Raw genomic sequence first — 14992 nt, 5'->3', positions numbered from 1 at the left:
ATGTTTTCATGGATCTGACCAAACGTATTCATCAATACACACGTGGGGTTTGGACATTCGATGTAATTGATTCAGGCCCTATAGATGGTCCACTCGTTGTTTTATTGCATGGTTTTCCAGAAACTGCTCATAGTTGGGAGCAAACCTCTGAATTATTGCATCAGCATCAATTTAGAACACTTGCAATTCATCAACGTGGTTATAGTTTAAATGCTAGGCCTCAAAGCCGATTTCAATATTCATTGAGTGAACTTGTAGAAGATGTGGCAAGTTTCATTGAGCAGCTTGGCCAGCCAGTTTATTTAATTGGGCATGACTGGGGCTCGGCAATCGCTTCGGGCATTGCTATGAAGTATCCACAATATATTCAGCATCTCACTTTAGTTTCTGTGCCCCATCAAGCTGCTTTTTTAAAAGCTTGTTTAAGCAGCAGACAACTTTTTAAATCTTATTATTTTGCAATTTTTCAGCTACCCATTCTGCCCGAACTTTTATTTAAAAAGATACCTAAATTGGGTCGTAAGTTTCTAAAGTCATCAGGCATGACTGAACAGCAAATTGCTATATTCGAGACTGAGTTTATAAAAGAAAATAGATTAACTACGGCGTTGAATTGGTATCGTGGCTTTTTTTGGGACAAACCTCAAAATCCGTTTAAAGCCATAGATGTTCCAACTCTTTTTATTTGGGGTAAACATGATATTGCCGTTACAGAAAAAAGTGCCGAGCTAAACTCACATTATTTTAAAAATAGTTATAAAGCAGTTTTTATGGATGCGTCGCATTGGATTCCATATCAGGATGCGCCTGAGCTCGTACAATATTTTTTAGAATCTGTCTGTAAAAGATAATGATCTGATCAATAAAAAAACCTCTCAAAATAGAGAGGTTTTTTAAATTTTAAAATTCTTTTAAATCGAGAATGAAGAACCACAACCACATGTTGTTGTTGCATTCGGGTTTTGTACGATAAAACGTGAACCCTCTAGGCCCTCTACGTAGTCAACTACTGAACCAATGAGGTATTGATAGCTAAGTGAGTCAACCAGCATTTTTACATCGCCATTTACGAATTCTGCATCATCTTCATTTACGCTTTCAGCAAAATTGAAGCCATACGAAAACCCTGAACACCCGCCTCCTGTTACATATACACGTAACATGAGATCGTCATTCCCTTCACTATCACGGAGTTGGCGTACCTTATTGGCAGCATTATCTGTCAAAACTAGAGCTTGGGCATTCATGATGATTGTTCCTCGGATTTTGCTGTGCCTTTCAAAATAAAAAAGACCCTATATTGAGTATAGCATAATCAATATAGGGTCTGTCTTCGAAGTTTAAAGCGAATCTTGAGTATTTTTATCAAGATTATTTGTAATTCTCATCCTGTAAGCCACATTCGAAGTTTTTAGCATCTTGCTTACAACGGAATTGCCAAAGGAGTTTCATCATACGTTTATCGTATACACCACGTTGTGTAAGGTTAATTCGAGACTCCCGCATAAGCTTTTGGTAGCCTGGCTTATCGGCTGCTGGGACATCCATCCAGTATTTTTGTGGAATATCCGCTTTCATCTTACCCAAGATGGTAAAAGCACGTGGTAGCTGACCCGAAACCCATTCCCTAGATTTCTGGCCAAAACCAGCTGGGAAGTTATCAGGACGGATAATAATATTTCCTGTGACCTGTAAGATCGGATAATTCACGATAGCACCTTTTGTTCCTAAACCTTTTTGTAGTTCTAAAGGCTTAAATGCTGCTGCTGGCGCACCAATAATATCAACTTGATGATTATTAAATTTCGCACCAAAATTTGTTACATCAGCACTAACAGCCTGTGCCCCGACCTGCTGAACCATAATTTTTTGTGCTTCATCATAGTCAAGCACAGCGATTTTTTTACCGGCTGCTTTCGCTACTGTATTGATGCTACGGTCATTTACTAAAAGGTAAGCATCACCAACGGGAATAATACCGACGACCTCATAGCGTCCATTAACCATATATTTACTAAAAGTTTGGCTCGCTAAGCCTTGCATGACTTTAACAGCAAGTTTGAGATCTGGAATCGCACCAATTGCATCTAATGAACCAGTAAATGAGTTGAATTGACGCCCGCGCATTCCTGACACGCTAATACCATCACATTTACCCGCTTTAAAATCTTCAGCAATCACGGCTTCATTCTGGTTTACTTTAAGCTCGATATCAGCTCCCCAGTTTTTAGCGGCAAGCTGATAATCCCTCATCAGCGCATAGACATCGCCATTTTTACCAACGAAGTCAAAAACACATACTGTTTGTTTAGCCTCGGCTGCAAAAGAAACTGTTGTAAATCCCAGCGCAAGTAATAGCTTTTTGGAAAATTGCATATTCTTTTTCCTTTCCTTGTGGAGTTTTTGTTTTTCGATACCAAGAAATTTCACACCGATAAGGAGTGAATCGGATAGTCTTCATATAAAAATCATGTTGGAATATTTTTATAGACCGAATTTGCTTTTATGATTTTATTTCCATGAAAAATAGATAGCGATTAACCTACCTATTAGCAATTATTTTAATCACTCAAGTCCTTGATCCATTTTTATACCTTCATGTTTCCTTATGAAGTTTTTATCTAAATTTAGCTTAACGTCTTTCTAACTAACCACAATGGCATAACTGACAGCGTATATAAAACAAAAAGCCTAGAACTCAGTCTAGGCTTTCTGAATGAAATTAGGATTATTCACCAGGCATTGAACATTCAAAGTTAGCCTTGTCTACAGAACAACGTGCTTTTTTGAGTACAGACATCATTCCAGCATCGTAAACACCACGTTTAGTTAAGTCCATACGGCCATCACGCAACATTTTTTGATACTTAAGTTTATCTTCTGCACTTAAGTTCATTTTGTATTTGCCAGGAATTTGCGCTTCTAAACGGTTGATCATTGCAAAGCTCTTCGGTAACTGTTTAACAAACCAGTCACGAGATTTTTGACCAAAACCAGCTGGGAATTTATCAGAACGTAATACTAGATCTGCTGTAACGTGTAATACAGGGAAGTTCCACATTACACCGTTTGCGCCTAAACCTTTATTTAATTCTAATGGTTTGTAAGCATAAGCAGGCGCACCTACCATATCTACCTGACCATTGTTAAATTTAGCAGCAAAGTTTGAGATATCAGAAAGAACTGCTTGAGCACCTACACGTTGCACCATAATTTTTTGTGCATCGTCATAGCCAAGTACAGCGAATTTTTTACCCGCAGCTTTTTCAACAGAGTTGATATTTTTGTCACGTACGAAAATGAATGCTGAACCTAGTGGAGAAATACCAGCAACTTCGTATTTTTTACCACCCATATTTGTGGTCATTTTTGCTGCATTACGCGCATCTAATACATAGGTAATTGCACGTTGAGCGATTTGGTTATTTGGAACACCACCAAGTGAGTCGATAGATCCTGCGAATTTGTTATATTGGCGTGCACGCATTGCTGTCATTGCCACAGCATCACACTTACCCGCTTTAAAATCATTATCAGCAACAGCCTCGTCCTGACGAGGAACTAAGTTAATTTCAGTACCCCAGCCTTTTGCAGCAAGAGCCCATTCTTCCATCATTTTATATGAGTCGCCTGCTTTTCCTAAGAGGTCGAATACACATACGGTACTCGCTGCTTGCGCTGAAGCAGAAAAACCAACAACAGAAGCGGCAGCCATAGCAAGTACGATTTTTTTCATTTTCTTCATCCTTCCACGGAACAGATTTTTTGTTTGAAGTTTCCTTTCAAACACAGATATTAATCATGTTTTTTAGAAAAAAATAGAGCTTTTACTCAAATATTTTTATCTCATTGAACCATTGTTTGTTCGATTTAATTTATTTATTAGCAGTAAAAATCACTAAGTTTCCGTAAGTTACTTTTTATATTCACAATTTTCATACCCATATTCAGCTTTGAAATATATGTAGCGTTTTTGTGTTTAAAAAATAAACTACTCTCCATTAAGCGTACATTCAAAATTTGTCCGTTCAACTGTACAGCGGGCACGCTTTAGCACACTCATCATTGTTGCATCGTATACACCTTGTTTTGTTAAGCTGAGGCGACCTTCACGTAAAATTTTTTGATATTTAGTTTTGTCTTCTGCTGAAAAATTAATTTTAATTTTTGAGGGTACACCCATTTCTAGCCGCTTTATCATGGCAAAATTCTGAGGTAATTTTTGTATAAACCAAGCACGTGACTTTATACCGAAATCTGTGGGGAACTTATCACTTCGGGCAATTAAATCACCCGTAACGTTAACTACGGGGAAAGTAAACATTGCCCCTTTCACGCCGACCCCTTTACCAATCTCTAAAGGTTTATAAGCATAGGCTGGTGCCGCAATTGCATCGACTTGGCCACTATTAAACTTTTTCACAAAATCGGTAATTTCTGAAGGAATGGGCTGAGCGCCAACGCTTTCCACCATAATTTTTTGTGCTGCGTCATATTGCAAAATAGCAAACTTAGTCCCACGTACTTTTTCAATTGAGTTGAGGTTTTTATCTCTTACAAATAAATAAGCCAATCCAATCTGAACAATACCAACGACCTCGTAATTGGTTCCAGTTTGTGTAGTCACCATGCGATGTTTATTACGCTTATCCAAAACATAACTAATAGCTTTTTGGGCGATTGCATTACTGGTTACCCCTCCAATCGCATCAATTGAACCTGCAAATTTATTATAATTTCGCGCCCGCATGGAGGTCATATAAGCGGCGTCACATTTTCCTTCACGCAGTCTACGGTCAACTAAGCCTTCATCTTGAAATGGAATTAAAGTGATATCTGCTTGCCATTCTTTCGCTGCAAGCGCCCACTCTTCCATCATTTTATAGGATTCACCTGACTTTCCTAACAAATCAAACACACAGACACTTTGCCCAGCATGTACTGTCCCCACAGCACAGCAAAATACTGCACCAATTATCCCCAATCTTTTTTTCATTTGACTTTCCTTAGTCTAGTTTTATTAGTAGCTCATTAATCAACCAAATTTCAAACTGTTTTTATTTTAGCCATATTTTTTTAAAAGTATTCTATCTTGTTCAATATTTTGAAAATTTCGGATGAATAGCGAAATTTAGAATGTCTGGATATATGTAATTATTAACAGCTGCTCACTAAAATCCGGAAAGTTTTGTTTTCATCGGCAGTTCTCTTTAAAATACAGCATCCCTAACTCACCTCGATACAATAAGATGATTCAATTTGACCAAGTTTCTTTACGCCGCGGTGGACGTGTTCTATTTCAAAAAGCGTCTATGCAATTACACCCAGGTTGGAAGATTGGTCTAACTGGTGTAAATGGCGCAGGTAAATCGACCTTATTTGCTGCATTACTTGGAAGTTTAGGTGCAGATGAAGGTTCACTTACTCGTCCGACAGGCTGGACCGTGGCGCATATGGCGCAAGAAGTAAAAGCCCTAGATATGCCTGCAATTGATTTTGTTCTTTCAGGTGATGAAGAGTTTTGGGATATACAAAATAAGCTTGCTCAACCAGATCAACTGACTGATTTTGAATTGGCTAAATTGCATGGCCGTTTTGATGAAATCCATGGTTATTCAGCGCCCTCTAAAGCTGCGCAGCTCATGGCAGGCCTTGGTTTTCTAGAAAATCAATTACGTTTGAACGTTGAGAGCTTCTCGGGTGGATGGCGTATGCGCTTAAATTTGGCGCGTACCCTCATGAGTCGTTCTGATCTACTCTTACTGGATGAGCCAACAAACCACTTAGATTTGGATGCAATTCTGTGGTTAGAAGATTGGCTTAAAGCCTATGAAGGTACACTCATTCTAATTTCGCATGACCGCGACTTTTTAGATGCGATTACAGATCATATTCTTCACATTGAAAATCAAGAACTCACGCTTTACACCGGAAACTACTCTACATTTGAAACCACACGTAGTGAACGTCTTGCCCAGCAACAACAAGCTTTTGAAAAGCAGCAAGAAACACGTGCTCACTTACAAAAGTTTATTGACCGTTTTAAGGCAAAAGCAACTAAAGCTCGTCAAGCACAAAGTCGTATTAAACAACTTGAGCGCATGCAGCAGCTTGCACCAGCCCATGTAGATACGCCGTTTACATTTAGTTTCCGTGAACCGACTAAAATGAGTTCACCGTTGCTGACTTTAGATAATGCCAGTATTGGTTATGGTGATAAGCAAATAGCCGAAAAAATTAGATTACAAATTACACCGAACTCACGTATTGGTTTGCTTGGGATGAACGGCGCAGGTAAGTCAACATTGATTAAGAGCTTGGTTGGTGATTTACCACTCTTGGCAGGTGAACGTAAAGCTTCCGAGCTGCTTAATATTGGTTACTTTGCACAGCACCAGATGGATGCTTTAGATGGTCATGCTAGCCCAATGCTACAGCTTGCTCGTATAGCAGATAAACAAATTAGTGAAGCCACTCTACGTTCTTTCTTAGGTAGTTTTGGCTTTAGTGGTGAACGCATGGATACGCCATGTGAAAGCTTTTCTGGTGGAGAACGCGCTCGTTTAGCCCTAGCACTGATTGTATGGCAGCGTCCAAATGTTTTAATTCTCGATGAACCGACGAACCATTTAGATCTTGATATGCGTCATGCACTGAGCATGGCATTACAAGATTTTGAAGGTGCCGTTGTTCTGGTTTCCCACGAACGTCAACTTATTGCAAGTGTATGTGATGAGCTTCTTTTAGTACACGGCGGTAAATGTACTGAGTTCGAGGGTGATTTACAGGACTATGCTAAATGGCTACGTGAAGCACGTCAGCAGCAAATCAATGCTCAGACTGCCGTCGCACAGAATAATTCGTCCTCTGCCGCTCCAGCGCCTGCTAAAGTTGATAAAGAAGCACAGCGTAAAGAAGCAGCTCGCCGTCGTGAACAGACTCGACCTATTCGTAAAAATATTGAAAAGGTTGAATCACAAATTGAAAAGCTACAACCGCAGCTCGCCAAAATTGAAGAATCCTTAGCAGACACATCTTTATATGATGCTGCACGTAAGGATGATCTACTCAAACTTATGAATGAGCAGACAGAGCTGAAAGCTAAACTTGAGCAACACGAAGAGCAGCTTTTGGAACTTATGATGGAGTTAGAAGAAATGGAAGCTTCTTTTGATTAATCCATTTTCTAAAATAAAAAAGCCGATTTCTTAATCGGCTTTTTTATTTGTTAATAAGGCGTATAAAAAGCCCCTAATTCATTTAAATTGGTATTGATCGGTAAAGGCCAAACATTGCTTGATAGACTGTCAGCAATATATAAATCGTATCCGCCTCGACTTCCTGTTTGTCCTGCAAGAGACACTACCATGTAACGCTGATCTAAAGGAGCTGGGTCGGAAGTATCATAATTGGTGTTGTTAAATGGCAAACGTGTAGTTTGTTTATTAGCCATATCATAAATATAGATCTGGTCATGAGGATTTGTTGGGCTATACCAGCGCACATATAAGAACCGACTTCCTTGCCACCATACTGGATAATATGAAGCAATATTGGTCAGCTGTGTATCATAAGCACCCGACTGATCAATACTAAAAATTCTAGAATTATTTCCAGCACCTTTCGCATACAAAATTTGGGTGGTATTCACCATCGGATAAGGCATCGATTCTTCTATATCCCAACCATTTTGAGTCACAGAAGTCATCGTCCGATCCGTCATTTTAATGATTTTTAGATCGCCATTTTGTTTAAAAATAATACGCTGGTTATCTATGAATTTAGGATCTTCATCGCGCTTATTATTTCCTTGGGTTAGGTTAATGGGTAACTCAGTGCTTCCGACCTTCCATACATATACATCCCATGCATCACCATAATGCTCCCCAGAGTTAACTCCCATGAACGTCAACCATTTTCCATCTGGAGAAAAATGACCATTCATCATATGATCAATTTTCCAATTTGCACCGAGTAATGTGGTCTGCTGTGTTGTGAAGTTATAAAGATAAAGCTTACTGTCCCATGCCTCATAATCACTATAACGATGAAATACTAATTTTCCATAAAAGGTGGGGGCTATCGCAGCATGCAATTGAAACACACTAGTGACAAAAACAATGCTACCCAATATAAGTTTATAAATCTTTTTCATAATTATATTTCCTATTGTTATTAGAAAGTACCGCATAGAGAATATAACTTCGAATAGTTTACTTGTTAAACAAAATGCTTTTTTTGGATACAAAAAAGGGCTAATAATGATTAGCCCTTTACCATAAAAAATCAATTATCTAAATTTTTTATGATTTTCATTTCGTATTTTGACTAAATTAATTGCTTCGGTCTTGGCTTGATCTAATTGTCCTTGCTCAACTAAAACAGTTACTTTATCAATTTCGGCAACAAGCTGATCTAAACCAGCTTGGTACTCTTTTACCTTTACATTTTCTGATGGCAAACCTTCGAGTTTATGCGGCAAATATTGCTTAGAAGAAACTGCTGCTTCACGCATTACAACAAGCTGTTGTTTCGCGTTATCAGTATCTTTCGCTTCGGCAAATGCTTTAGTACTCTTAGCTAAAGTTTTCATATTCGTTTCTAGGTCTGCTGCCGAAACAGCAGAACTTCCTAAAACCGCACATGAAATTAAAAGACTAGCTAATAATTTCTGACTCATCATTCTCTCCCTAGACTGATTTAGAATCATGTTATGAATTAAGCATCAATATCCGCATTTAAAGCATTCTCTTCAATGAATGCACGACGTGGTTCAACATCATCACCCATTAAGCAAGAGAACATACGATCTGCTTCAATCGCATCATCAATTGTCACCTGCAACATATTACGGTTTTCAGGGTCCATTGTTGTTTCCCACAGCTGTTCAGCATTCATCTCTCCAAGACCTTTATAGCGTTGGATCATCATACCGCGGCGTGAATCTTGTAAAATATGTTGCCAAACTTGATGGAAGTTAGCCACTTGAATACGGCGGTCGCCTTTTTGTAAAAAAGCACCATCTTCAAGTAAAGTGAACCAACTCTTCGAGTTTTTCAACAAACGTGCATATTCAGCCGAATTCAATAAAGCTGCATCAAGCAAGTACGCATGTGGCAGGTTATGTACATACACCGTAATACGTGGCCAGTAATGTGCAGATTTTTCACCTTGAGCATTTTCACGCTCAAATGCCTCTAAAGAGATTTCTGGACGTAAACTTGGCTGTAATCTGGTAATGATATCGCGTACCTGATCTGCCCATTGTTGTACATAAGCTTCATCATGGTTTTGATCACTCTTGAATGCTTCTACTTCAAGTAAAGCATCCAGTAAGCTAGCTGGATAACGTAAAGTTAAGCGCTGTAAGCTCTTTTGTGAAACTTGATAGTCTTGAATCACTTTCGCCAGTGCTTCACCAGTAATTGCAGGTGCTTCAGCATTGGTATGTAGAGATAGCTCATCAATTGCATTTGAGATGAGATAAGTTTCCAACGCATCATTATCTTTGATGTATTGTTCTTGCTTACCTTTCTTCAATTTATACAAAGGTGGCTGAGCAATATAAATATGCCCACGCTCAACCAATTCTGGCATTTGACGGAAGAAGAACGTTAACAACAAGGTACGGATGTGCGAACCATCGACGTCGGCATCGGTCATGATAATGATTTTATGATAGCGAAGCTTATCAGGGTTATATTCTTCACGGCCAATACCACAGCCAAGTGCAGTGATTAAAGTACCGACTTCCTGACTAGAAATCATTTTGTCAAAGCGTGCACGTTCAACGTTCAGGATTTTACCTTTCAACGGTAAAATAGCCTGCATTTTACGATTACGGCCTTGCTTAGCACTACCACCAGCAGAGTCACCCTCGACTAGATATAATTCAGAAAGTGCTGGGTCTTTTTCCTGACAATCTGCCAATTTACCCGGTAAACCAGCAATATCAAGTGCACTCTTACGACGCGTCATTTCACGTGCCTTACGTGCAGCATCACGTGCACGCGCAGCATCAATAATTTTACCGGCAATTGATTTTGCAGCTTGCGGGTTTTCAAGTAAGTAAGCAGAGAACTCTTTGTTCATTGCTTGCTCAACCGCTGGTTTTACTTCACTCGATACCAGTTTTTCTTTAGTTTGAGAAGAGAATTTCGGATCAGGTACTTTTACCGAAATAATCGCCGTTAAACCTTCACGGGCATCATCACCTGTCACATTGACTTTTTCTTTCTTGAGAATGTTTTCGTTTTCAAGATATTGGTTAAGACCACGTGTTAAAGCCGCACGGAAACCTGCTAAATGAGTACCACCATCCTTTTGAGGAATATTGTTGGTAAAACAACGCACGTTTTCTTGATAACTTTCATTCCACTGCAATGCAACTTCTACACCAATACCGTTTTCTGTATCAGCAGTGAAATGGAAAATCTCGTTTAGATGAGTTTTACCTTCGTTAATGTATTTTACAAACTCAGATAAACCACCTTCGTAGTCATATACATGCTCAAGGTTAATACGTTCATCACGTAAAACAATACGCACACCCGCGTTTAAAAATGAAAGCTCTCGTAAACGACGCGCTAAAATTTCAACGTTAAAAATGGTTTGACTAAAAGTTAGCTCACTTGGCCAAAAACGTACAGTTGTACCACTGCTATCCGTTTCACCAATCACACGTAATGGATATTGCGGATCACCGTGGTGATACTCTTGTTCATGCACTTGGCCAGCGCGATTAATAATTAAATGCAATTTACTTGAAAGCGCATTTACAACTGAAACGCCTACGCCGTGCAAACCGCCTGAAACTTTATAGCTGTTATCGTCAAACTTACCGCCTGCGTGCAAGATCGTAAGAATTACTTCCGCTGCAGATACCCCTTCTTCAGGGTGGATATCGGTTGGAATACCACGGCCATTATCAGAAACACTTACCGATTCATCTTCGTGAATCGTGACAATAATTTCGTCACAATGCCCAGCTAAAGCTTCATCGATTGCGTTATCGACAACCTCGAATACCATATGGTGTAAACCGGTACCGTCGTCTGTATCCCCAATATACATACCCGGACGTTTACGAACTGCATCTAATCCACGTAATACTTTAATACTAGAGGAATCATAAGCCTTTTCATTGGTTTGTTCTGTTTGAGAGGCTGATTGAGACTCTGAACTCATGGTTTCTCCCTAGCAAATATAGGTTTATTCAAAGATGGGTAACATCAAAAAATTATGGTGAAGCAAGACTAACTTGACCGGATTCAACATTGAATAATTGATATGAAATAGACAGATCATGTAAGTGTTTTTTTACCGATGCATGATCTAAAGTTGTCATAAAAACCTGGCTACCAAGTTGGCTTAATCGTTCAATTAAACGTTGTTGTGCGGTTAAGTCTAATTCTGCTGTCAGATCATCTAATAATACCACAGTTTCCTTATTACTCGCATGTAACATTGCAATTTGTGACAGTTTTAAGGCAATAATCAAGAGTTTTTTCTGACCTCTTGATAAAACTACATCAGCATGTCCAAACGGGGTTTTTAAGCGCAAATCTGCACGATGTGGGCCATATTCGGTATAGCGTCGTTCGATGTCTTTTTGGTGTTGATTCAGCAAGTCTTGCATGAGTCCCTGCTCTGTATGAAAACCGGGACTATATTCCAGTTCAATCTCTAGATCAGGTAGCAATTGACTTAAATCATTTTGAAAAAAGACATTCCATTGTTCCACAATACTTAAACGCTGAGAGTGTAAAATTTCACCATAATCACTCAACATTTTATTCCACGGCTCTAAATCCGCTAGAGAAATATTCCGTCTGGTTTTAAGTAAAGTATTACGCTGCTTTAATGCACGAGAATAATATTGCCAAGCAAAATAAAACTCAGGTTCCACGTGGAACATCAGCCAATCTAAAAGCTGGCGCCGAGGTTTCGCCCCATGGTCAATAATATCTGTACTTTGTGGATCAATATGCTGCAAAGGAAGCAGTTTAGCGAGTTGTCCTTGTGTAGCCACTGTATCGCCATTGACCTTCATCAACTGCTCACCAGAGGCCAACTTTTGCATGCCAATTTTTTCAGTTGCAGATTGCGCAAAAACAATCGCATCTTCAGCAGAGTATTGAATATAATTTTTAGGTATGTGGGTGCGGAACGACCGCCCTGTTGCAAGCAAATGGATTGCTTCCAGTATTGAAGTTTTTCCTGAACCGTTAGCGCCATAAAATACATTAAACGGTTGCAACCCTTGGAGTGCAACCGTTTTTAAATTACGCACACGTTCAATATTTAAACGCGTAAGATGCATATTAGATAGCCAGATTATACACGCATCGGCATAACGACATAGGTTTGATCAGGATGTGCCGGATCTTGAACCAATACAGATTGATTTGCCTCAGTCATGCTCATATTTACATCATCACCATCAAGCACACCTAAAACATCCAGCAAATATTGTGCATTAAATGACATTTCAAGCGGTATGTTTTGATACTGAATCGCTAAATCTTCAATCGCTTCGTCTTGTTCAGGGTTATTTGCACGTAGCTGTAAAGAATCTTGATTAAAATTCAAGAAAACACCACGTAATTTCTCATTACTCAAAATTGCGACACGTTGTAATGATTGTTTGAACACATCATGGCTAATTAACACATGTTTATCGCCACCACGTGGAATTACACGACGATAATCAGGGAATTTTCCATCAATCAACTTTGTAGTAAAGCGAACAGTGATATCGCCCTGCTCTTTGTCACGGCTTGGCGTATTAATTGTGACATTTAACAATTCACGACCAATCAGCAACGTTAATTGTTCATCTTCAATGCTAAGTAAACGCTGTAATTCACCAACAGCTTTACGAGGCACAATTGCTTGGACCAATTGAGATGATGTAGAAGAAGCAGTAATTTCACAAAGTGCTAAACGGTGACCATCTGTTGTTACTGCACGTAATTGATTTTCATCAATTTCTAATAAAGTACCCGTTAAATAGAAACGTACATCTTGTACGGCCATAGCAAAAGCCGTTTTTTCAAATAAACGCTTTAACTCACGTTGAGTGACCTGTACTTGTGTACCTTGACTATTTTCAGTGGTCAATAATGGATAATCTTCTGCCGGTAAAGTACCTAATACAAAACGGCTATTACCAGATTTTAAAATACATCTTTGATCTTCTGTAATTTGTAAGTCAATCAATGCAGCTGTAGGCAATGATTTACAAATTTCCATCAACTTACGAGCAGGAACAGTTGTTTCACCTGCTTCAATGCATGCCCCTTCTGTTAAAACAGTACTGGCAACCAGCTCGACTTCTAAATCAGAACCGGTAATGGTGAGTGCCTGAGCATTAGCCTGAATTTTGACGTTTGAAAGAATATTCAATGTATGACGACGTTCTACCGCCCCAACAACATGCGATAAAACATTGAGTAAGCTTTCTTTAGCGATTTTCAAACGCACGATTCATTCCTCTAGCAACTTGGAGCAAATATTTCATTTTTTAGCTGTGTACTATGCTGCACTTACGTAGACTTTGCAACAACGTCTTATCATTTCATTAACTCTGGAGTAGACGCAGTAAATTTTTATAGTCTTCGTCAAAAATCGGATCTTCTTCTCGTAGACTCACAACTTTTTCACAGGCGTGCATTACGGTACTATGGTCACGTCCACCAAAAGCCATTCCAATTTCGGGAAAACTATCACCAGTCAACTCACGAGCAAGTCCCATTGCTAACTGACGTGGTCGCGCATAGATTCGAGTCCGCTTTGGTCCTACCAATTCTTTTAAAGGAATACGGAAATATTCACTAACCACACGTTGGATATTTTCTACACTAATTGTACGTGCACGGATTGCCAACACATCTTTTAAAGATTCGCGGACAACATCAAGATCAATTGGTGCACCTTTAAAACGAGAAATTGCGACGACTTTATTGAGTGCACCTTCAAGTTCACGTACGTTAGCAACTACTTGTTGTGCAATAAATAATGCACAGTTTCGAGGTAAATCAACGCCGCTATTTTCGGCTTTTTTCAATAGAATTTCGATACGAGTTTCAATATCTGGCGGTTCAACGCCTACAGAAAGTCCCCAAGAAAAGCGTGAAACCAAACGTGGATCCAACTCGGTCAATTCTTTTGGATAACGATCTGAAGTTAAAATAATCTGTTTAGATTCATCAAGTAAAGCATTGAATGTATAGAAGAATTCAACCAAGCTGGCTTCTTTACCGGCTAAAAGATGAATATCATCGACCAACAATAAATCTAAAGAACGGCAATTTTTCTTAAATTCTTCAACTTTGCCTTTTTGCAAAGAACTTACAAAATCCTGAACAAAGCTCTCAGAGGTCATATACATCACCCGTGCATTAGGCTTGGCTTGCAATAAAGCATTACCAACTGCCTGCATCAAGTGAGTCTTACCCAATCCTGTCGGACCATATAAGAATAAAGGGTTATGCTGTGAAGCACCTAATTGTGTTAATACCTTTCTACATGTTTCAGCAGCCATCTGGTTCGAACGGCCTTCAACAAATAAAGAAAAAGTAAATTGGGGATTTAATAGTTTCTTTTTCGGTGTTTTTGGGTTCACTACACTATTAGTAGTAGGTGAACTGGAAATAGAATCTGGTTCTTTTTTTACTTTAATACTTTGTTGGGGCGCAGTTTGCAAAGCAGCAGTTGTAGTTGCTGGCTGCTCACCTGATGACAAAATACTACCAGGACGAGAATCAACTAAAATCTCAACCTGACGTACTCGCCCTTCTGATAACTGTTCGGCCAATATAGAAATTAATTCTAGATGGTTCTCTTGAATGTAACGCGTCCAATAAGGATTAGGTGCATAAAGACGCAGTGTCCCTTCTACTTCTTCAGCAACTAATGGGCGAATCCACATCGCAAAGACGTTATCAGAGAGCTCTTGTCGCAAGCGAGTTAAGCAGTCTGTCCAAAGCAT

12 protein-coding genes are annotated in these 14992 nt (G+C 39.2%); 2 read left to right on the top strand and 10 right to left on the bottom strand.

Going from position 1 to position 14992, the window contains the following annotated elements; all coding sequences use genetic code 11:
• Positions 1-8: 8 nt before the first annotated feature.
• On the top strand, positions 9-851 hold the full coding sequence (locus ACYU0V_RS00060) for an alpha/beta fold hydrolase (protein ID WP_461848589.1): 843 nt from the start codon (positions 9-11) through the stop codon (positions 849-851).
• Positions 852-911: 60 nt separating this feature from the next.
• On the opposite strand, the gene erpA is transcribed toward ACYU0V_RS00060, so the two are convergent.
• From erpA to ACYU0V_RS00040, 4 genes are all read right to left on the bottom strand, one after another.
• Entirely contained in the window at positions 912-1247 is a 336-nt protein-coding gene (gene erpA, locus ACYU0V_RS00055; RefSeq protein WP_002115421.1) for an iron-sulfur cluster insertion protein ErpA, read from the bottom strand.
• A 124-nt stretch (positions 1248-1371) separates the two neighbouring features.
• Entirely contained in the window at positions 1372-2376 is a 1005-nt protein-coding gene (locus ACYU0V_RS00050; protein WP_461848587.1) for a putative solute-binding protein, read from the bottom strand.
• Between the two features lie 352 nt (positions 2377-2728).
• Complete coding sequence (locus ACYU0V_RS00045) at positions 2729-3736, bottom strand: putative solute-binding protein (protein WP_002115480.1); 1008 nt, start codon at positions 3734-3736, stop codon at positions 2729-2731.
• Between the two features lie 255 nt (positions 3737-3991).
• Positions 3992-4996 carry a putative solute-binding protein gene (locus tag ACYU0V_RS00040; protein ID WP_005804874.1) on the bottom strand — a complete coding sequence of 335 codons (1005 nt, stop codon included), beginning with the start codon at positions 4994-4996 and terminating at the stop codon, positions 3992-3994.
• A 253-nt stretch (positions 4997-5249) separates the two neighbouring features.
• Here ACYU0V_RS00040 and ACYU0V_RS00035 point away from each other — a divergent pair, with 253 nt between their 5' ends.
• Complete coding sequence (locus ACYU0V_RS00035) at positions 5250-7178, top strand: ATP-binding cassette domain-containing protein (RefSeq protein ID WP_039767390.1); 1929 nt, start codon at positions 5250-5252, stop codon at positions 7176-7178.
• A gap of 50 nt (positions 7179-7228) precedes the next feature.
• On the opposite strand, the gene ACYU0V_RS00030 is transcribed toward ACYU0V_RS00035, so the two are convergent.
• The 6 genes from ACYU0V_RS00030 to dnaA form a co-directional block, all read right to left on the bottom strand.
• Positions 7229-8155, bottom strand: a complete 927-nt coding sequence (locus ACYU0V_RS00030; protein ID WP_461848584.1) for a hypothetical protein — start codon at positions 8153-8155, stop codon at positions 7229-7231.
• A 135-nt stretch (positions 8156-8290) separates the two neighbouring features.
• Positions 8291-8683 carry a cytochrome b562 gene (cybC, locus tag ACYU0V_RS00025; protein WP_461848582.1) on the bottom strand — a complete coding sequence of 131 codons (393 nt, stop codon included), beginning with the start codon at positions 8681-8683 and terminating at the stop codon, positions 8291-8293.
• A gap of 35 nt (positions 8684-8718) precedes the next feature.
• Complete coding sequence (gene gyrB, locus ACYU0V_RS00020) at positions 8719-11187, bottom strand: DNA topoisomerase (ATP-hydrolyzing) subunit B (RefSeq protein WP_002115497.1); 2469 nt, start codon at positions 11185-11187, stop codon at positions 8719-8721.
• 52 nt (positions 11188-11239) lie between these two features.
• The gene (gene recF / locus ACYU0V_RS00015) at positions 11240-12322 is read right to left on the bottom strand and encodes a DNA replication/repair protein RecF (protein WP_002115479.1); all 1083 of its coding nucleotides are present in this window, start codon (positions 12320-12322) and stop codon (positions 11240-11242) included.
• 14 nt (positions 12323-12336) lie between these two features.
• On the bottom strand, positions 12337-13485 hold the full coding sequence (gene dnaN / locus ACYU0V_RS00010; protein WP_069122199.1) for a DNA polymerase III subunit beta: 1149 nt from the start codon (positions 13483-13485) through the stop codon (positions 12337-12339).
• 97 nt (positions 13486-13582) lie between these two features.
• On the bottom strand, positions 13583-14992 hold the full coding sequence (gene dnaA / locus ACYU0V_RS00005; RefSeq protein ID WP_002115442.1) for a chromosomal replication initiator protein DnaA: 1410 nt from the start codon (positions 14990-14992) through the stop codon (positions 13583-13585).

The sequence above is a fragment of the Acinetobacter sp. X9 genome, from assembly GCF_054889255.1.
The sequence above is the reverse complement of the archived record's forward strand: the minus strand, read 5'-3'. Positions and strand labels throughout refer to the sequence as shown.